Here is a 19,762-nt window from a genome sequence, read left to right on the forward strand (position 1 = left end):
AACCCCGCAACCCTTGTCGCTGCTGCGTTTGCAGCGCGGTTTGTGTTGCGAGGGGGCGAATATTAAGGGAGCCAACGCAGGCTGGCAAGGGGTTTCGCAAAAGAATTTTCGGGCGCAGTAGAATCGCCCCATGACGACACCGCCTGACCTGATGACCTACGTGCCCGAACGCCTCGCGAGCCGCGACGCCGGCGCCCTCGATGCGCACGCGCTCGCCACCGCCCTCGCGCGGCCGATCGTATTCGTCGACCTGGAAACCACGGGCGCCGATGCCCAGCGTGACCGCATTACCGAGATCGGCGTGGTCGAAGTCGGCCCGGACGGCATCCAGGAATGGGACACGCTGCTGGACCCACAGGCCAGCATCCCGTCTTTCATCCAGGGCATGACCGGCATTACTGAAGAGATGGTGCGCGGCAAACCCACGTTCGAGTCGATTGCCGAGTCGCTGGCAGAGCGGCTGCAAGGCCGCCTCTTCGTGGCCCACAACGCGCGCTTCGACTACGGCTTCCTGAAGAATGCGTTCCGGCGCGCTGGCATCACCTTCCGCGCCGACGTGCTTTGCACCGTGCGACTGTCGCGCGCGCTGTTCCCGTCGGTGGAGCGCCATGGCCTGGACGCGCTGATCGCCCGCTTCGGCCTGACGCCCAAGGGCCGTCACCGCGCGCTGGCGGACGCCGAACTACTCTGGCAGTTCTGGCAGAAGCTCCATGGTCTCTATACCGTGGATCTGGTGGAATCGGCCGTCAAGTCGCTGGTGAAGCAGGCGAGCCTCCCGGCCGGCCTGTCCGAGACCGCGCTCGACGAGGTACCCGATCGTCCCGGCGTCTACCTGTTCTATGGCGACGAAGACGCGCCGCTCTACGTTGGCAAGAGCATTCACCTGCGTCAGCGCATCAAAAGCCATTTCTCGGGCGACCATCGCCATGAGAAGGAGATGCGCCTGGCGCGAGGCGTGCGGCGCGTGGCGTGGCACGAGACCGGCGGCGAAGTCGGCGCGCTGCTGATGGAGGCGCAGTTGGTCAAGTCTCTGCAGCCACTGCACAACCAGTTGCTGCGCCAGAACAGCGAACTGTTCTCGTGGGAGATCCCCGATGGCCTGCCCGTGCCGCGCCTGCGCTCGGACCGGCACGTGGATTTCAGCCGCCATGCCAATCTCTATGGCGCGTTCGGCAGCCGCGCCGCAGCCCAGGCCCGGCTGCGGGAGTTGGCGGAGGAACACACGCTCTGTCTGACCACGCTGATGCTCGAACCCACGCACCGGCGCGGCAACCCGTGTTTCGCGCGACAGTTGCATCGCTGTGCGGGCGCCTGCACGGGCGACGAATCGCGCGCGGCGCATCGGGAGCGGACGATGGCCGCCATCGCCACGCTGGCATTGCAGCCGTGGCCATTCGCCGGCGCGGTGGCGTGGCGGGAATCGGATCAGCCCCAACAGCCATGGCACGTGCTGGAGAACTGGTGCTATCTCGGGTCCGTGACGGACCTCGACGCGGCGGCTGCCCTGCTCGCCGCGCCGGCCCGGTTCGATGTCGATACCTACCAGATCCTCGCGCCGCGCCTGGACGCCCTGCGCGCCTCGGCGGTGCCGCTCGCGGCGTCCCGACCGTTTGCGCTGACGCCACCGGAGCCGCCGGCGCCCAGCCGCGCTCCGTCGATCAAACGCCCCGCCCGGACAACCGAGCGTTCATCGGATACACAAACCCTCACCCTGTTCGCCTGATCGGAGTCGGGATCGGGGTCGGCAGGCAATGTGCGGCGGCGCGCATAGTGGCGTTGCCAGCCGGGCGCCCGCTCGGCTAGTCTGCCGAGGAGGGTTCGCTACCTAGATGGAGCCGCCATGCCCGCGTTGCCCCGCCTTCCGTTTGCCGCCGCCGTGCTCTGCGCGGCCGGCGTGACCATTGGCTGCACCAGCGTCGATGGCGGCGCCATGCATCGGATCTTCGCATCCTGGCAGGGCGCGCCTGTCGAGCAGGTGCAGGCTCAGTGGGGGCCGCCGCAGTCCGTGCAGAGCACGCCGGCCGGCACCGCCTATATATGGGTCGACGAACTGCCGACGGCGCACCCGCCCGGCAGCGGCCCGCGCGATGCGCAGCTTGAGCCACCTGCCTCCACGGCACGATGTCAGCGCAAGCTGCTGGCCGCCGCCAACGGCAAGGTCACCGGCGGGGAGTGGAGCGGTAATGCCTGCTGCGTGCAGACGCTGGTCGGCCAGTGCGCAGGCCTGCCCCGCAAAACGTCCGGATCGTAAACCCCAATTTGACGCTGCGGTATACGAAACCATAATGTGCGGACATAGAACCGAATCCGAATTCGAATACGGAATCCGCCATGCAAGCATCCTTTCCGAGTGTGACGAATAGCACGTCTTCGTCCACAGCCTTCCCCCGCATCGATACCCCCTCGATTCTCCAGCCACCCCGCCAGCGCCGCGCCAAGGAAACGGAACAGGCGCTGCTGACCGCCGGCCGCGAGTTGCTCGCGCAGCGCGACTTCGCCTCCGTCTCGGTGGCGCAGATCGCGGCGGCCTGCCAGGTGTCCGTGGGCGCCTTCTACGGTCGCTTCCGCGACAAGATGGCGTTCTTCGATGCCCTGCGCACGCTCGTGATGGAAGAGACCGACGCCTCCGTTGCGCGCTACCTGAACGAAGGGCGCTGGGCCGAGACGCCGCCGCGCCAGATCGTCGAGAAGACAATGCGCTTCCTGCTGACCGGCTGCCACAATAACCGGGGCGTGATTCGCGCATCACTCAAGCACGCCACCACGCGCCCTGAGGAGTGGCTGCCGCATCAGAAGAACGGCCAGGAAATCGTCGACCGGCTCGTGGCGCTGCTGGTACCGCGCCTGCCCGGCCCGCCAGAAGAAGCCGAGCAGCGCGTGCGCTTTGCCATGCAGGTGGTCTTCGGCATGATCGTCAACGCGGTGCTGAACGACCCCGGCCCGCTCACGCTCGCCGATGAACGGCTACCCGTGGAACTCACGCGCATGGTGGCGAGCTACCTGGACCTCTGAGCGCCCCCCGCCCTACCGCCACACCTCGCTTCACCCCCAGTTCCCCCGCTTTTTCCGGACGGCCCCGCTCCCAATGGGGCCATCCGATCTCGCCGCAACATAGCGGCGCCGCCTGTTTTCAGGCCGGATATAACGTGGAGACAACACCATGAAGCATTCCATCGCGTCACGCAGGAGACTGGCCGCGCGCGTTGCCGGCGTCATGCTCGGGCTGGTTTCACTGGCCACGCATGCGCAGGGTGACTACCCGACCAAACCGATTCGCCTGATCGTGCCGTATCCCGCTGGTGGGCTGACCGACACGATGGCGCGCCAGGTGGCCGACGGGCTGTCCAAGCGCCTGGGCCAGACCGTGGTCGTGGAGAACAAGGGCGGCGCGGGCGGCATCATCGGCACGGATTTCGTCGCCAAGTCCGCCCCGGACGGCTACACGCTGCTGATGACGATTCCCGGGCCGATCACGTCCAACATCGCGCTATATAAGAAGCTGCCCTATGACCCGCGCACCGATCTGCGGCCACTCTCGGACATCGCCATGGCGCGCACCGTGCTGACGGTCAACCCGACGGTGCCCGCGAAGACCGTCAAGGAGCTGCTGGCCTACGCGCAGCAGTCGCCGGGCAAGCTGCGGATGGGCTCGTGGGGCCCCGGCACCTTGCCGCACACCATCCAGGCTTATATGGACAAGACCTACGGCGTGGATATCCTCCACGTGCCGTATCGCGGCGAAGGCCCGCTGGTCACCGACCTCCTCGCCGGGCAGGTCAACATGACGATCAGTTCCGTGACCACGCTGCGGCAGTACGTTGCCACCGGCAAGCTGCGGGCACTGGCAGTGTCCGGCACCACGCGCGCCCGCGGGATGCCCGATGTGCCGACGTTCGCCGAAGCGGGCTATGGCGATGAGGCGTACAAGATCGTCGGGCCGACCACGCTGATGGCGCCCGCCAAGACGCCCGAAGCCATCGTCGAGAAACTGGGCCGCGAGGTCGTGGCGCTGGTCAAGTCGCCCGAGTTCCAGGCGAAGATCGACGAGATGGGTCTCGAGCCCATCGGCAGCTCCCCGGCGGAAGCGCAGCGCGCCTACATGGCCTACCTGCCGGTGATCCTGAAGCTGGCCGCCGACACCGGAGTGACGCTGGACTGACCCGGGCCGCCCTCTCCGCGCCGGACAATGCAGCGCGGAGATGGCCGGTATGAATTCCGGAGCAGCTTGCTTTGCGGGCGGGAGGCAGGCTTCTAGAATCCGTCTCACGATGATTTTCCGGCGCGAGACGCCCCCTTCCCATGGCAACGCTATTCCTGGTCCGTCACGGACAAGCCTCGTTCGGGGCCGCCAACTATGATTGCCTGTCCGACGTGGGCCGCCAGCAGGCGCGCTGGCTGGGCGAGTATTTCCGCGACCGGGGCGTCAGCTTCCGGCGCGTGGTGGCCGGCTCGCTGGTGCGCCAGCAGGACACGGCCACCGAGATCCTCGCCGGCATGGGGGCGACCGATACCGCCGTGGTGTCCCATCCCGGCCTCAATGAATACGATGGCGAGGCGCTGTATCGCAGTTTCACCAAGGGCGGCGATCATCGCGCCCATCAGAACGGCGACTACCAGGACTACTGGCGCACGTTCCGTGCGGCGTTCGCGGCCTGGACGCAGGACACGTTGACCGGCATGCCGGAGACCTGGACTGATTTCGGCGCGCGCATGCAGTCCGCGCTGACGCACGCCACCGAGGGCGCGGCGCGCGAGGATGCGCTGCTCGTGGTCAGCTCGGGCGGCGCCATCGGCCGCGCGGTGGCCGACCTGCTCGGCGCGCCGACGCAGACCGCCATTGAACTGAACCTGCAGTTCCGCAATACCGGTTTCTGCGAGCTGATCGTGGGACGCGGCACGCAGCGGCTGCTGAGCTTCAACAACGTGCCGCACCTCGAGCACGCCGAGCGCCGCAAGGCCATCACGTTCGCCTGAGGCGCCCGCCTCAGGCTACCGCCTCAGCGCTGCGACAGCGCGAGGCGCCCCGCCAGCGCGAGAAACACCGTGCCGGCAAACCAGTTCATCGCCCGCTGCACGCGGGCCGAGCGCATCAGCACACGGCCAAACACGCCCGAGAACCACGCAATCGCGCCGAAGACCAGCAGCGTGGCGAGGATGAACACGAAGCCGAGCACCATCAGCTGCAGCGCCACGTGCCCGCGCTCGGCCACCACGAACTGCGGCAGGAAGGCCAGGAAGAAGATCACGACCTTCGGATTGGTGAGGTTCATCACCACGCCGCGCCAGTACATGCGGCGGGGCGGATTGGCATCGGCATGTTGCGGTGACATCTCCCCCACCGGTGCGCGGAACGCCTGCCACGCCAGCCAGACCAGATAGAGCGCCCCGGCGACCTTGAGGACCGTAAAGGCCATCGCCGATGCCGCCAGCAGCGCGGCCAGCCCCACCGCCACCACCGCCGTGTGCACGAGCAGTCCGGTGCAGAGCCCAAGCACCACGGTCAGCCCGGCGCGCGTGCCATGCATGGCCGACTGGAGCAGCACGAAGATGTTGTCGGGGCCGGGCGCCAGGCTCAGCAGGACGGCAATCCCGAGGAATGTCAGCAGGGTGTCGATCGACGGCATCGGTGTTCTCCGTGCATTGAGAGCGCCATGGTAGCGGAACACCGCGCGGCGCGTGGGGCCTGACTATCCATCCACATCCTCGATCAATTCATCCAAACAATCAATTTATCAGCTTAATCGGTCACTCCTACACTGCTTTCACTTCGACAGCGGTGCGCACGAACGGGCGGCGACCGCGCGGGGCAATCCCATCCTTGAGGGCTGCCGCGCAAGCAATCCCGAACGACAACGAGGAGACAGACGATGCAAGCACGTGCACCGATGCGGCACGCGGTAGCGCTCGCCCTGACGGGCGCCATGGCCATGTTGACGGCCTGCGGTGGCAGCGACGACAACAACGGCGGCGGGAGCAGTGGCGGCGGTGGTGGCGGTGGCACGCCCCAGACGCATGCGCCCACGCAGACGCTCAAGATCACCGGCACGCAGGACTTCGCGGGCAGCTACGGCAGCGTGGGCCAGTACGAGCAACTGACGGGCACCCTCAGCGGCGAGGTCGACCCGAAAGACCCGAAGAACGCCATCATCCAGGACCTGGCGCTGGCGCCCGTCAACGCGAACGGCATGGTCGAGTACTCGGCCGACTTCGTCATGCTCAAGCCCAAGGACATGAGCAAGGCCAGCGGCGTGCTGCGCTACGACGCGCCCAATCGCGGCAATATCCTGACCATGGTCAACCCCGCCGCGAGCCCGAGCGATGCCGTCTACCTGGAGCGCGGCTACGTGCTGCTGTACTCGGCCTGGCAGGGCGATGTACCGAAATCGAGCCCGGCACGGCTGACCGTGACGGTGCCGGTGGCGAAGAATGCCGATGGCACCGCGATCACCGGCACCTATCGGACCGAACTGGTGCCGGGCGCGGCCGCGCCGGCGATGACGCTGCCCGGCGGCGTATTCAACGGCACGATGATCCCCTACGCGCCGGCCAGCCTCGACAACACCCAGCCCGGCTACTCGCTGACGCGGCGCGTCAATGAGACCGATGCGCGCGTGGCAATTCCCGCCAGCGACTGGAAATTCGCCACGTGCGACGCCAGCGCCAACGCGTTCCCCGGCAAGCCCGACCCGGCCAGCATCTGCCTGCGCGGCGGCTTCGATCCGAAGTACCTCTATGAACTCGTGTACGTGGCGAAGGACCCGAAGGTGATGGGCGTGGGGCTGGCCGCGCTGCGGGACACCGTGAGCTTCTTCCGCAGCAAGGCCGCGGACGGCGCCGGCACGCCGAACCCGGTGGCGGGTCGCATCACCCACGCGCTGGGCCAGGGGACGTCGCAGTCCGGCAATGCGATGAAAACCTTCCTGCACCTGGGCTTCAACCAGGCGCTCGACGGCTCGAAGGTCTTCGACGGCATCTACGCCCACGTGGCGGCCCGCCAGACCAACATCAACACGCGCTTCGCCGTGCCGGGCGGCGGTGGCGGCCTGCGTACCGACCACTCGGCGTTCGGCCAGACCGCGCCGCGCGGCCTCGACAAGGACTACGTGGACGATATCTCGGGCACCAAGGGCGGCGTGATGGCGCGCTGCTCGGCGTCGAACACCTGCCCGAAGTTCTTCCTCGGCCTGTCCGGCACCGAGTTCTGGCAGTTGCAGGGCTCGCCGGTGCTGACCGACGCCAACGGCTTCGCCGACCTGAAGCAGCCGGACAACGCCCGTATCTATTACTACACGGGCGCCCAGCACGGCGGGGCGGGCGGCACGGCCAGCATCAGCTTCGCGCCCACCCGTAATGTCTACCCGGCCGGCACGGTGATCCAGCACAACGACACCTTCCGTGCGCTGTTCATCGATCTCGAGGACTGGGTCGTGCGCGGCACCACGCCGCCTGCCAGCCAGGTGCCGGCGCTGGCCGATGGCTCGCTGGTGCGCCCAGCCGACGTGGCCTTCCCCGTCATGAAGGGCGTGACGTGGGCCGTGAGCGGCGTGCAGACGGCGGTGCCTGACTTCCAGTACCTGGCGCGCTACAACGGCTATCCGTTGCTCGACTTCGGCCCGCAGTACCGGCGCGAGGACGAGTCCGGGATCGCCACGGTGCTGCCGCCGGCGTACCTGAACCGCGACTACGCGATCCTCGTGCCGCAGGTGGACCCCTCGACGGGCATCCCCAAGGCGGGCATCCACAGCGTGGAGGCGCGCGCGCCGCTGGGCACCAGCGTCGAGTTCAACTATGTCGCCACGCCGGGCATCGTGGATCTGTCCAACCTGACCGGGTCCTTCCTCCCCTTCCACAAGACCGAGGCGGCGCGCGTCTCGGCCGGTGACGGACGGCCCTCGCTCGAGTCGCTGTACACGGACCAGGCCGGCTATGTGGCCGCGGTGACGGCGGCAGCCAACGACCTCGTGACGCAGCGGTTCCTGTTGCAACGCGATGCGGACGCGATCATCGCGCGGGCGGTGGCCCAGCCAGTGCTGCCCTGACGTCCACAAAAGAAAAGGCGCCGTGCGAGAGGCACGGCGCCTTTTTCTCCAACAATCGGGCATCAACCATCAGCCGCGGGCGCCATCCAGGAACGGATCGAAGCTGCGGGCGCCATCGGTGAAGGTGTCGTGCGTGCGGAAGCCATATCCATATTGGTCTGCCGGCACGCCGGTGCGGAACTGGTAGCCATACTGATCGGCGGGCACGGTGCCAGCCTGGGCGGCGCCGACGGTGGCCAGCGAAACGATCAGGGAAGCGGCGATCTTGAGGGCGGTGGTCTTGGTCATGATTTCTCTCCGGTATGTCATTAAGTGAATTTGAATGTCTTTTGGGCGGTGACTTCGTTTGCTTTGGCTCGTGTTCGCCGTCCATGGGTTGAATATTAGACCTTCGATGTGACCGATACGGGGATGAAGTTCCAATCAGTCATTCAGTTTTTTTGAATTTCCGTCGATCCCGTCCGGCCGGCCCGATAGCGCATCGGCACGGGCGATGCGCTACAGTGGCGCGATCCTGTCTTTTCGCCCCCCATGCGGCCGAAGGCTCTTGCCGCTGCGCCCCTTTCATGCCCCGTATCCCGCATCGTCCTGACTGGCTGGCCTGGCTTTGCTTCGTGCTTGTTGCGTGCATGCTGCCGCTGGCTGCCCATGCCGTCGGCGGCCCGCTGGCCGCGCTCGCGCTGAGTCAGAAGAAGGCGGCCCCGCCGCCGGCCTCGGCACCCGCAGCCGCGCCCGCCAGCGCGGCGCTCGCCCAGTCGCTGGATCAAGTCATTTCCACGCTGCAGAACGACGTCGAGCGCCAGAATCTGGTTAGCCAGTTGCAGGCACTGCGGCGCGGCGTGGCGGCGGGCGGCGCCTCGGCCCCCGCTGCGGCCTCGGACGTGGCGGCAACGGCCGCATCCGCGCCTTCGCCCTCGCCCGGGCTGATCGGCGCCGTTGCCAAGGCCCTCGAGGAAATCGACAAGGCCCCGCGCAAGGACCACGGCGCGTGGCACTACTGGGGCTGGCGCATCCAGTTCGCCGGGGAGGAATGGCGCGAGGCGCTGACGGTCCGCGACACCCGCCCGGCGTTCATGTCCGTGCGCGAGTTCGCCACCATCCTCGCCGGCTGGGCGCTGACCGGCTGGCTGCTTTGGGAGCTGTCGCGGCGCATCCACCGGAACCGCCTGCGGCCCGCGCAGCCGGCCCACCTGCCCTCCGTGCCGTCGTGGATGGATGTCGGCATCTATTTTCTGCGCCGGATCGGGCCGTGGGTCGTGGCATTCGCGATGACCGTGCTGCTCGCGTACAAGGTCTACGGCCGTACGCCGGCCAGCATGGGCGGCGTGATGGTGGCGTATGCGATCGTGGCCGGCGCGATCATGTCTGCCACGTGCCAGGTGATCTTCGCGCTGTTCCACTCCGCGCACCGATCAAACGCCATACGAGACCTGCTCAAGCACTCGCCATGGCTGCTCTTCGTGACCGGCGCGCTCGCCGCGCTGGGCGAGGCCAGTACCGACCCCCGCATCGTGACCGCGCTGGGCGTCAATCTCGCCGCGCTCGTCGGCACCCTCGCCAACATCCTCGCCGCCATCCTGATTGCCGTCTTTGCGGTGCGTTTCCGCCGCCCCGTCGGCCAGTTGATCTCGCTGCGCCCGCTGGCATTCCGGCAGGCCCACCCGGCCATCGTGGACCTGCTGCGCCTGGCCGGGCATGCCTGGTATCTGCCGATGCTGGCCGTGGTGCTGTCCTCCGTGGTCGGCACCATCATGGCTACCGGGCATGCCGACGAGTTCCTGCGCCGCGCCGTGGTCACGGTGGCGCTGTTCGTGGCGGCGCTGCTGCTGACGCTCGTGGCGGGCCGCTCGCCCAAGGCCACGGTCCGCGCGCCGCGCCTGCGGGACCGCCGGCGCTCGGCCTATATCCAGCGTTTTGCCCGCTTCGGCATCGCGCTGGTGCGCGTCATCATCTGGATGGCGTTCGTCGAACTGGTGGCGCGCGTCTGGAATTCGTCGATCATCCGCCTGGCCGACTCGACCACGCTGGGCCGGCACATCACCGAATCGATCCTCAGCGTGGTCGGCGTGGTGCTGCTGGCGTGGCTGGTCTGGCTGCTGATCGACACCGCCATTACCCAGACGCTGACGCCGGGCCACGGGCGCGGCCAGCAGCCGAGCCTGCGCGCCAAGACCATCCTGCCGCTGGTGCGCAACGCGTCGTTCGTGGGGCTGCTGGTCATTGCGATGATCGCGGTGCTGGCCAATCTCGGCGTCAATGTCACGCCGCTGCTGGCGGGCGCCGGGGTGGTCGGCCTGGCCATCGGCTTCGGCGCCCAGAGCCTGGTGCAGGACCTGATTACCGGCCTGTTCATCGTGATCGAGGATTCGATTGCCATTGGCGATTCGATCGAGCTACCCGACCACGCCGGCGTGGTGGAAGGCATGACCATCCGCACGGTGAAGCTGCGCGACGGCAAGGGCGCCCTGCACACGCTGCCGTACAGCCAGATCAAGGCGGTGAAGAACCTGTCGCGCGGCTATGCGTTCGCCGTGTTCAGCATCGCGGTGGGCTATGAGAGCGACATCGACCGCGCCACCGAGGTGATCCGGGCGACCGGCGCCGAACTGGCCCGCGACCACCGCTACAGCCGCAACCTGCTCTCGGGGCTGGATATCCTGGGGCTCGACCGCTTCGACCCCAACGGCATCGTCGTGCTGGCGCAGTTCAAGACCAGGCCGCTGATGCAGGCCGAGATCACGCGGGGCTTCAACATGCGGCTGAAGCGAAATTTCGACGAAGCCGGCATCCGCATGGCCGCGCCACAACTGACCGTGCGCGTGGATGGCGGGGGGATCAGCCTGGACAGCGCCGGCGGCAAGCCTGGCGCGGAGGCCACCCCGCCGGGCGTCGGACTCGTCACGCGGACTGCCGGGAAATCGGCCTAATGCCCTCCGGTTGTGCAGCATTGTCCCCAGCCGTCACAAAGTTGTCGCTTTTGTGCAATGCAAAGCCGGAACATTCGCCAGGAATGCTTCAAATAACAGGGGCCGCGCATTACTATCACGCGAGCCCGCGCCAGATTGGCCGGGACCGCGCCCTTGCCGGCTCCCTCCCAAGGCGGGATGGCCCGATACAAGGCTTGTGCGGGATCATCGTCGTGACGGCCGGCCAACCCCCGGCCGGCAGTATCCAAACATAAAACAGGGGACCACGCCTCGCCGCAGTGGTCCTGAGGAAAAGGCGTTTGCCACCGGGGGAAATGAAAATGGGCGAACACCCGTCTGCCGACGATGTCTTCCATCGTCTGGTCGATAGCATCTATGAATCCGCCATGGACGTGGCGGCCATGCCAGAGGCGCTCGACCTCTTTTCCCGCTACACCTGCACCGGCAGCCCGCGCTACCTGATCTGGGACAAGCTCGCAGGCCAGGCACGCCTGGGCGTGACGCCGAACGGCTGCTACACCAGCGTCGGCACCATGCCGGACAGCATGCGCGCCCTCCCGGGACACTTCGCCAGCGCAGACGCCGTACCGGCATCGGTCGCCATGGCATCCGGTGCCGACACCCAACTGCTGACAAAACCCGTGGCGGCCGGCGGCGGCTATGACTGCATGGGCCTCGCCCGGGGCGTGCGGCTCTTCGACACCTCCGAAGTCTGCGTGCTGATGAGCGCCACACCCGGCGGCTGCGATGACTTCATGCCCGCCGACCACCGCGAGCGCCGCCTGGCGCAGGTAATGCCCCACTGGGCTCGCGCCGCCCGCATGCAGCACCGCAATTTCGAGCTGAGCGGCCTGGCTTCGCTGGGACTGGCCGGCCTCGATACCCTCGACTTCGGCGTGATGGTGCTCCAGGCGGACATGCGCGTGCGCTACGCCAACAGCTGGGCCGAATCGCTGGTACAGGCCGACGCCAACCTGGCGCTCGACAACGGCCTGCTGCGCGCGCGGCCGGAATCCCTGCAAGGCGTGCTGCGCGACCTGCTCCAGGCCGCCGTCCATGGCGGCCGCAACGGCGGCGCCGCGGCGGGATCCTGGATGCACATCACGTCGGGCGGCCAGCCCGTGCCGATCATCGTCATGCCGTTGGTCTCGCGCCAGCCGGTCGAAGGCCCGTGGCAACTGCCGGCGGCCATGATGCTGCTGGGCAATTCCGAGTCCCGCTCGGTGCTGGACGCCGCCGTGCTGACGTCGCTGTTCGGCCTGTCGAAGAAGGAAAGCATCATCGCCATCCGCCTCGCCGCCGGCGAGACGCTGAACGAGATCGCCGAGCGCGAGTTCCTGTCGCCCCACACCGTGCGCGTGCATATCCGCGACACGCTGCGCAAGACCGGCACGCACCGCCAGTCGGAACTGGTGCGGCTGCTGCACCTGCTGCCGGGCGTGGATCTGGACCGGGCCGGGGCGTCGTCGACAGCCCGGCCGAGGGCGGCCAAGCTGCGATAACCCCCTCGCACATCAGGCCTCGGCGGTGTCTTCCCGCAGCCGTGGCGCAAGCCACGGCGTCAGCACCAGCAGCGCCACCGATGCGGCAACCAGCACGCCGTAGGATGCCTGGAAAGCCCCCGTCACGTCGCGCAGGAAGCCAAAGACAAACGGTCCAAGCGCGGCAACAAGGTAGCCCACGAACAGCATGAAGGCGGTCCATTGGCTCGCTTCATGATGGGACGTGGTGTTGTCCAGGGGCAGCGTCATGGCCAAGGCGAAGCAGACGCCCTGGCCCAGGGCGAGCGCCACCACCGGCATCACCCCGAACATGCCCGGCGACCACCAAAGCACGCCGGCGCCCCCTATCGAGAGCAGAGCCGCCCAGGCCAGCCAGCCGCGACGGTCCAATGACTTGCCGGTGACATAGCCCGACAGGAAGCTGCTGATCGCGATCATTGCGGCGAACAAGCCCAGATTGACACCCGCGCTCAGCGCGTTGATCTGCAATTCCCGGCTGCTCTCCCCTACCCAGGCGAAGCAGGCGTAGCAGATGAACTGACCGATCCCGAAATACATGGCAATCAGCCAGGCCCGCCCCGAGCGCCATGGCGCACGGCTGACCGCGGCTTCCACACGGGCAGCGTGCGACTTCGACGGAAATGCCGATGTCAGGCGGCGCCAGCTCACAATGGCGAGGACGCAGACCACGGCCCAGATGCCGGCGCCCAGCCGCCAGCCGCCACCGGCGTGGGCGATGACCTCGCTACCCACCGCCGCCAACGTTGCCCCGATACCGAGCCCGGCGGCATAGATGCCCATGAAGAACGCGGCCTCGCCGGAGAAATGGCTCTTGATCCAGCCGCCGAGGAGCGGCCCGGAAATCGCGACCCCAATCCCAACCAGCAGCGTGGCGAACAACAGGCTGCCGGGCGATCCGGCGAATGCCCGCAGGGCCAACGCCACGCCCAACAACGCAAGCGAGAACAGCACCACCCGGTCGCCGCCGAAGCGGCGGCCGATTGCCGGCACGAAGATCGCGCAGATACCCATGCACAGGTCAGGAATGGCGGTCAGCAGCGCCGCCTCCGCGTGTTTCATGCCGAATTCCGACTGAATGGCATGCACCAGCGGCCCCATCGACACAATGCCCGGTCTCAGCGACAGCGCCATGATGAACAGGCCAAGTCCAGCAAACAGCCTGAGCGATCGGTCTTCCTGCGTGGTAGCAACCAACACTGGCTTCTCCTGGTTCTAAAAGGGGGGATCCGGCGTCAGGCGTCAGGCGCCGTCGGTGAACGGGCTGCGCTGGTCTTGCACCGAGCGGGCGCCGTCGAGATACGGGTCCGCCGAGCGGGCGCCTTCGGTGTACGGGTCGCGGGCCGCCGTCGCCGAGCGGGCACCTTCGCTGAACACATCCCGCGCGCTCTGCACGGCGCGGGCGCCATCGCTGTACGGGTCGCGGGCGCCAAGGACGGAAGCTTGTGCGCCGACAGCGGCGGCAGCGAGGGCAACGGCGAGAACGAGGCGGGAGGTGAAGGTCTTGGACATGATCGATTTCCTTGGTGGATGCGTGAGCGGGTTGCAGTCGTGTGTGATGCCAAGGCAGCGATCCGCTGTGTCGTTGTCGCGTTGCGCTGCCATGGATGCTATTTAAGCCCGCTCACGTATCGCGCTCGTGGCGTATTTGCCCCCTTAGTGTCGCGTCCCGTATCGCGCGTGCGGCCAGATACAAAGGCGTACAAAAGGACGGGGCGACGTGCCGGATCGGCAGTTCGCCCCGTACGGCCTACGCCGACAGCCGCGCCGCGACAGTCACTTCCAGCATGTGCAGCCGGTCCTGGCCCCAGAACAACTCCCCGTCGAAGACATACGACGGCGAACCGAATACCCCGGCGGCCACGGCTTCGTCGGTATTGCGCCGGTATGTCTCCTGGGTGTCTGCCGAGCGCGCCCGCACAAGCGTCGCGTCCGCGTTGAACCCCTGCGCGGCGAGGATCTCGCGCAGCGTGGCCTCCGACGAGATATCGCGCTCCTCGCACCATTGCGCGCGGAGGATGGCCTTGTACAGCTCCAGCACCGGCAGCCCCTGCGCATCCACGGCGATGACGATGCCCGACGCGAGGTCCGCGTTCGGGCACATGGTTTTCGGCAGCGGATTGACCTGGATGTTCAGGTGGCGGCACCACCGCGCCAGTTCCGTGATGCGGTATTGCTGCCGCTCGGGCGAGCGCTGCCCCAGCAGTACGCCCCCTGTTCGCGCATACACCTCGGGCAGGTTCACGGGCTTGTGCCGGATCTCGACGCCCTGGCGCCGCGCCAGCGCATCGAGCCGATCCGCGCCCAGATACGCCCAGTCCGAATTCAGCCAGAAGTAATAGTCGATGACAGGTCGGTTCGCGCGGGTCATACGTGTCGGCTCCCGTTGACCGCCGCTACCGGCAAGCCGACCAGTGCTGTTTCCCGCATGCAGGCGGCGCTCACGAATGCGATGACACTCAGCGCACCGAGGTACCAGACGATATAGGTCGGGCTGCCGCCGCCGTACTTCAGCAGCGACGTGGCGACGATCGGCGCCAGCCCGCCTCCGATGGCGCCCGAGACCTGCACGGCAATCGAGATGCCGCTGTAGCGCACCTCGGCGGGGAACTGCGCGGCGAAGAGGCTGCCTTCCGGTGCATAGAGACAGGCGTAGACCAGCCCGATGGCAATGGAGAGCGCGATGGTGATGTTGCGTGGATCCAGCGACTGCAGCAGGTCGAAGAACTGCGACGAGAACAACAGGATGCCGACCGTACCGGCCATGAACACCCACTTGAAGCCGATGCGATCCGCCAGCATGCCGCACAGGGGCATGGTGAACAGCGCGATGGCAGCGCCCCAAACCGTGGCGTCGAGCATCACTGTCTTGGGGATGCCCAACGTGCCGGTGGCATAGGCCAGCGCGAACGTGACCACCGTGTAGAACCAAGTCACCTCGGCCAGCCGGCCGCCCACCACGCTCAGGACCTGGCGCGGATACTGGCGCAGCACGACCATTGCCGGCATTTCCACCTTCTCGCCCTGCTTCTTCATCTGCTCGAAGTCCGGCGACTCGGCCACCTTGGCGCGAATGAACCAGCCTACCGCCAGCAGGACGACGCTCGCCAGGAACGGCACGCGCCAGCCCCACGTCAGCATGTCCTGCTCCGGCAGCGTCGCCACCATCCCCATCGCCAGCGACGACAGCACCAGCCCCGGCGCGACCCCAGCCTGCGGCAGGCTGCCGAAGAAGCCCTTCTTGCCTTCGGGCGCATGCTCCACGGCCATCAGCACCGCGCCGCCCCACTCGCCGCCGACCGCAATCCCTTGTAGCAACCGCAGCAGCACCAGCGCCACGGCAGCCCAGTAGCCGATGCTGTCGTACGACGGGATCAGGCCAATCAGGATCGTGGGAATACCCATCATGAACAGCGTGATCAGCAGCATCGACTTGCGGCCCATCCGATCGCCAAAATGGCCGAAGACGATGCCGCCGAGCGGCCGGGCGAAGAACCCTACCGAGTAGGTGGCGAAGGCCGCCAGCGTACCCGTCAGGGGATCGAATGACGGAAAGAAGATCTTGTTGAAGATCAGTGCGGCGGCCGTGCCGTACAGGAAAAAGTCATACCATTCGATCGTCGTGCCCATCATGCTCGCCAGGCCCGCGGTGATATACGCGCGGCGTGAGCGCGCGGCAGGAATCTTGTTCATCGTAACGCTCCTTGGATTCGGATAAGCCGTCGGCCATGCGCCGGCGGCAGGCACTCAGGCGGGCGGCAGCGGCGCGATGCCGTGCGTCTGGCGCGCCCAGTACGCGAAGGTGGCGTTGACGATGGAAGGCTTGAGCAGGTAGTCGTGGGCCTCGCGGGCGAGCGCATCGTCCACGGGCGTCAGCGGGCCGAAAGCCTGCGCACGGATCTGCATCCGCGCGGCGCGTTCGAGGTAGACCGAGAGATAGGTGGCTTCCTCGCAGGTCTTGCCCGCGGTCAGGTAGCCGTGGTGCGCCAGGATGATCGACCGTTTGTCGCCCAGCGCTGCGGAGATGATCACGCCCTCCTGGTCCGCGATCGGCACGCCGGGCCATTCGCCCAGGAATGCACAATCGTCGTGCAACGGCGTCATGTCCATCTGCGCGATGACCAGTGGCTGGCGCGCGGCGGCCAGTGCCGAGGCCCAGGGCGAATGCGTATGGATGATCGAATTGACGTCCGGGCGCGCGTCGTACACCCACAGATGGAAACGCGTGGCGGGGTTGGGCATGCCATCGCCCGTCAGCGTGTTGAGGTCACGATCCACCTCGATGAAGTCGTCCGGCGTCGCCTCGTCGAAACCGAGGCCGAAGCGCAGCGTCCAGTAGGCGCCGGGGCGCTCCGACCGCACGCTGATCTGGCCGGCCAGACCGGCTTCCTGCTCGGTCATCGCCAGGATGCGGCAGGCGTAGGCCATGGTCTCCTGCATGGTGCGCGGCCTGTTGCGCAGGTGCCTCGCCATCTCGTTGGTGGCGCGCGTGTCGAAGTACGACTTGTCTCTGAGGGGGGCGTTCATGTCTTCTCTTCTCCGTGGAATGCCATCCGGCAACCGGTGCGGGGCATGAAGGGAAGTATGAAAACCAGGCGCCTGCCGTGCTATGTAGCCACGCGCATAGCTGCTATCTCACTGCGTCACGGCTTGAGGGTGCGGGCCACCTGCAAGGCCGAGGCGAGCAGGACGTCCGCCAGCGGCAGCGCGTGGCGGGCGGCGTGAGTGACGGCCACCATACGGCGGCGCAGCAACGGGCTGCGGATCTTGAGCTTGTGCAGGCCGTACTCGCGGAGCAGCTTGTCGGGTAGCCGGCACGGCAGGATGCAATCGCCCACGCCAGCAGAGACCAGCTTCAGGATGGCATCGACAGTCTCGGCCTCGGCCACATACGTGGGCTGCAACCCGGCGCTCTCCACCATCCGGCGTAGCGCGTAGCCGTGCGGAAAGCCGACGAGGCGCAGCGGCTGGCCGCGCAAGTCGAGCCCGTCCTGGGACGCGGACTGCAGCCCATCTGAACGCTGCAGCGTGACCAGGCACATCTCGTCCTCGAACAGCGGATGCGTGGTCAGGGTGGCCGTATCGACCGCGGTGTCGTAGACCACGCCAAGATCGGCCTTGCCGCTTTCCACCAGCGCCACCACATCGGCCGAACTGCGTCCCATCAGCGAAAGATTGACGTTGGGATGGGCGCTGACAAAGCTGGCCACCACGTCGGCGATGAAGTAATAGCTGACCGTGTGGACGATTGCCAGCCGGACGGTTCCCTGCGTGGTGCCGTGGGCATCGCGGATCGCATCCACAGCCTGGTCGATCGCGCGGTACGGCCCTTCGAGGGCCTCCTGCAGCTTCTGCCCGGCCTCGGTCAAGGCCACGCCACGGCCAGTTCGCACGAACAGGGGCTTGCCGAACTGCGCCTCCAGCGTGGCGAGTTGCCGGCTGACGCCCGACTGGGTCTGATCGAGATCCTCCGCCGCCCTGGACAGCGACTTGAGTTCGGCAATACGAAGGAAAATGCGGAGAAGACGGTCAGGCGTATCCATGGGGGAGCGGCTGGCTTCCCTGGAAGGGCCAGTTTAGTGATGTGTCGACACGGTACAGCAGCCGCGTGCGGCCGCAATGCGCAGATACCCGGCCCAGCCATGGGGCATGGCCGAGTGCGGGTATCTGTACAGCAACGTTCGTGCCAGTTTTTTAAGCCGCCTTCCGATGCTGGTGCTTCCGCTCCGGCTTGCACTCGTACTTGAGTTCGCGACGGCCGTCCTCGTAGGCCACCTCGAGCCGCACGGTGAAGCCCCAGAGTCGCGTCACGTGGCGCACCACTTCGTCGAAGCTGTGTGCCAGCGGGCGGCGGTCGCTCTGCAGGTGGCGCAGCGTCAGGGAGCGGTCTCCGCCCACATCCACGTTCGTCACCTGGATATTGGGCTCCATGTTGGAGAGGTCGTACTGGTTCGCCAGCAGCTGGCGAATCGCGCGATAGCCTTCGTCGTCATGGATGGCCGTCACGCGCAGCTTGCCTTCGCGATCGTCGTCGAGGACCGAAAACAGCTTCAGCTCGCGGATCACGCGCGGCGACAGGAACTGGAGCAGGAAGCTTTCGTCCTTGAAGTTGCGCATCGCGAAGTCCAGCGTCTGGCGCCAGTCGCTGCCCGCGATCTCGGGCGCCCAGCGGCGGTCCTCCTCGGTCGGGTTCTCGCACATGCGACGCAGGTCCTGGAACATCAGGAAACCCAGCGTGTAGGGGTTCAGGCCGCTGTAGTAGGGGCTGTGGTACGGCGGCTGGTAGATGACGTTGGTGTGGGCCTGCAGCAGTTCGAGCATGAAGGCGTCGTTGACGAGCTTCTCCTCGTAGAGCTGGTGCAGGATCGTGTAGTGCCAGAACGTGGCCCAGCCTTCGTTCATCACCTTGGTCTGGCGCTGCGGATAGAAGTACTGCGCGATCTTGCGCACGATGCGCACGATCTCCCGCTGCCACGGCTGCAGCTTGGGCGCGTTCTTCTCGATGAAGTACAGCAGGTTCTCCTGCGGCTCCGGCGGGAAGGCGATTTCCGGCTCCATCGCCTCCTCTTCCTCCTTGAGCAGATGCGACCGGTGCTTGGGCAAGGTGCGCCAGAGATCGTTCACCTGCATCTGGAGGTAGCTCTCGCGCTCGGTCTGGCGTGCCTGCTCCTCGGTGATCGACAGCTTCTTGGGCCGCTTGTAGCGGTCCACGCCGTAGTTCTGCAAGGCATGGCACGAGTCCAGCAGCAACTCCACTTCCTGCTCGCCGTAGCGCTGCTCGCACTCGGCCACGTAGTTCTTGGCGAAGAGCAGGTAGTCGATGATCGCGTCGGCGTTGGTCCAGGTGCGGAACAGGTAGTTGCCCTTGAAGAACGAGTTGTGCCCGTAACAGGCGTGCGCGATGGTCAGCGCCTGCATCGGCATCGTGTTCTCCTCCATCAGGTACGCGATGCACGGATTGGAGTTGATCACGATCTCGTAGGCCAGCCCCATGTGGCCGCGCTGGTAGCTGCGCTCCGAGGAGAGGAAATGCTTGCCGTACGACCAATGGTTGTATCCCACCGGCAGCCCGGCCGATGCATACGCGTCGAGCATCTGCTCGGCGGTGATGATCTCGATCTGGTTCGGATACGAGTCGAGCCCGAACTCGCCGGCAATGCGGGCGATCTCGCGGTCATAGCGCTGGATCAGCTCGAAGGTCCACTCCGAGCCTGTGGATAGGTAAGCCATGAACTTCCTCCCTTATCCCATGAACGTACGCGGATGCGCCGCCGTG

At 66.8% G+C, this 19,762-nt stretch carries 17 protein-coding genes; 8 read left to right on the forward strand and 9 right to left on the reverse strand.

The features are described 5' to 3' along the window. The first annotated feature begins 130 nt into the window (after positions 1 to 130). The 5 genes from BM115_RS10300 to BM115_RS10320 all read left to right on the forward strand — a co-directional run bounded on the left by BM115_RS10300 (position 131) and on the right by BM115_RS10320 (position 4,974). Positions 131 to 1,723 (forward strand): 3'-5' exonuclease family protein, encoded by a 1,593-nt coding sequence (locus tag BM115_RS10300; RefSeq protein ID WP_177219891.1) that lies wholly within the window; start codon positions 131 to 133, stop codon positions 1,721 to 1,723. A 117-nt stretch (positions 1,724 to 1,840) separates the two neighbouring features. After that, the gene (locus BM115_RS10305) at positions 1,841 to 2,251 is read left to right on the forward strand and encodes a hypothetical protein (RefSeq protein WP_092293353.1); all 411 of its coding nucleotides are present in this window, start codon (positions 1,841 to 1,843) and stop codon (positions 2,249 to 2,251) included. 80 nt (positions 2,252 to 2,331) lie between these two features. Beyond that, entirely contained in the window at positions 2,332 to 3,012 is a 681-nt protein-coding gene (locus BM115_RS10310; RefSeq protein ID WP_092293355.1) for a TetR/AcrR family transcriptional regulator, read from the forward strand. Positions 3,013 to 3,160: 148 nt separating this feature from the next. Beyond that, positions 3,161 to 4,159 carry a Bug family tripartite tricarboxylate transporter substrate binding protein gene (locus BM115_RS10315; RefSeq protein ID WP_092293357.1) on the forward strand — a complete coding sequence of 333 codons (999 nt, stop codon included), beginning with the start codon at positions 3,161 to 3,163 and terminating at the stop codon, positions 4,157 to 4,159. Between the two features lie 140 nt (positions 4,160 to 4,299). Continuing rightward, positions 4,300 to 4,974, forward strand: coding sequence for a histidine phosphatase family protein (locus tag BM115_RS10320; RefSeq protein WP_092293359.1), 675 nt, complete (start codon positions 4,300 to 4,302; stop codon positions 4,972 to 4,974). 23 nt (positions 4,975 to 4,997) lie between these two features. Here BM115_RS10320 and BM115_RS10325 read toward each other — a convergent pair whose 3' ends face one another. Beyond that, on the reverse strand, positions 4,998 to 5,624 hold the full coding sequence (locus tag BM115_RS10325; RefSeq protein ID WP_092293361.1) for a LysE family translocator: 627 nt from the start codon (positions 5,622 to 5,624) through the stop codon (positions 4,998 to 5,000). A gap of 243 nt (positions 5,625 to 5,867) precedes the next feature. On the opposite strand from BM115_RS10325, the gene BM115_RS10330 reads away from it, so the two are divergent. Further along, on the forward strand, positions 5,868 to 8,039 hold the full coding sequence (locus BM115_RS10330; RefSeq protein WP_092293363.1) for an alpha/beta hydrolase domain-containing protein: 2,172 nt from the start codon (positions 5,868 to 5,870) through the stop codon (positions 8,037 to 8,039). A gap of 69 nt (positions 8,040 to 8,108) precedes the next feature. On the opposite strand, the gene BM115_RS10335 is transcribed toward BM115_RS10330, so the two are convergent. Next, the gene (locus tag BM115_RS10335; RefSeq protein ID WP_092293365.1) at positions 8,109 to 8,327 is read right to left on the reverse strand and encodes a hypothetical protein; all 219 of its coding nucleotides are present in this window, start codon (positions 8,325 to 8,327) and stop codon (positions 8,109 to 8,111) included. A gap of 278 nt (positions 8,328 to 8,605) precedes the next feature. Between BM115_RS10335 and BM115_RS10340 the strand changes: the two genes are divergently transcribed. Together BM115_RS10340 and BM115_RS10345 are read left to right on the forward strand one after the other, a co-directional pair. Continuing rightward, the gene (locus tag BM115_RS10340; protein ID WP_092293367.1) at positions 8,606 to 10,966 is read left to right on the forward strand and encodes a mechanosensitive ion channel family protein; all 2,361 of its coding nucleotides are present in this window, start codon (positions 8,606 to 8,608) and stop codon (positions 10,964 to 10,966) included. A 320-nt stretch (positions 10,967 to 11,286) separates the two neighbouring features. After that, the gene (locus tag BM115_RS10345; RefSeq protein WP_092294323.1) at positions 11,287 to 12,468 is read left to right on the forward strand and encodes a helix-turn-helix transcriptional regulator; all 1,182 of its coding nucleotides are present in this window, start codon (positions 11,287 to 11,289) and stop codon (positions 12,466 to 12,468) included. Between the two features lie 12 nt (positions 12,469 to 12,480). Here the strand turns inward: BM115_RS10345 and BM115_RS10350 are convergent, their stop codons facing one another. The 7 genes from BM115_RS10350 to BM115_RS10380 form a co-directional block, all read right to left on the reverse strand. After that, positions 12,481 to 13,686 (reverse strand): MFS transporter, encoded by a 1,206-nt coding sequence (locus tag BM115_RS10350; RefSeq protein ID WP_255370767.1) that lies wholly within the window; start codon positions 13,684 to 13,686, stop codon positions 12,481 to 12,483. A gap of 42 nt (positions 13,687 to 13,728) precedes the next feature. Beyond that, on the reverse strand, positions 13,729 to 13,998 hold the full coding sequence (locus tag BM115_RS10355; RefSeq protein ID WP_177219892.1) for a hydroxyquinol 1,2-dioxygenase: 270 nt from the start codon (positions 13,996 to 13,998) through the stop codon (positions 13,729 to 13,731). Positions 13,999 to 14,236: 238 nt separating this feature from the next. Further along, positions 14,237 to 14,857 carry a 2-hydroxychromene-2-carboxylate isomerase gene (locus tag BM115_RS10360; RefSeq protein WP_092293370.1) on the reverse strand — a complete coding sequence of 207 codons (621 nt, stop codon included), beginning with the start codon at positions 14,855 to 14,857 and terminating at the stop codon, positions 14,237 to 14,239. After that, positions 14,854 to 16,179, reverse strand: coding sequence for an MFS transporter (locus tag BM115_RS10365; RefSeq protein ID WP_092293372.1), 1,326 nt, complete (start codon positions 16,177 to 16,179; stop codon positions 14,854 to 14,856). The genes BM115_RS10360 and BM115_RS10365 overlap by 4 nt, the downstream gene beginning before the upstream one ends. 54 nt (positions 16,180 to 16,233) lie before the next feature. After that, entirely contained in the window at positions 16,234 to 17,013 is a 780-nt protein-coding gene (locus tag BM115_RS10370) for an aldolase (RefSeq protein ID WP_092293374.1), read from the reverse strand. Between the two features lie 116 nt (positions 17,014 to 17,129). After that, positions 17,130 to 18,029: a LysR family transcriptional regulator gene (locus tag BM115_RS10375; protein WP_092293376.1), complete on the reverse strand. Its 900-nt coding sequence runs from the start codon at positions 18,027 to 18,029 to the stop codon at positions 17,130 to 17,132. A gap of 151 nt (positions 18,030 to 18,180) precedes the next feature. Continuing rightward, positions 18,181 to 19,716, reverse strand: a complete 1,536-nt coding sequence (locus BM115_RS10380; RefSeq protein ID WP_092293378.1) for a SpoVR family protein — start codon at positions 19,714 to 19,716, stop codon at positions 18,181 to 18,183. Between the last annotated feature and the right edge of the window lie 46 nt (positions 19,717 to 19,762).

The organism is Cupriavidus sp. OV096 (genome assembly GCF_900115455.1).
Lineage (GTDB): Bacteria > Pseudomonadota > Gammaproteobacteria > Burkholderiales > Burkholderiaceae > Cupriavidus.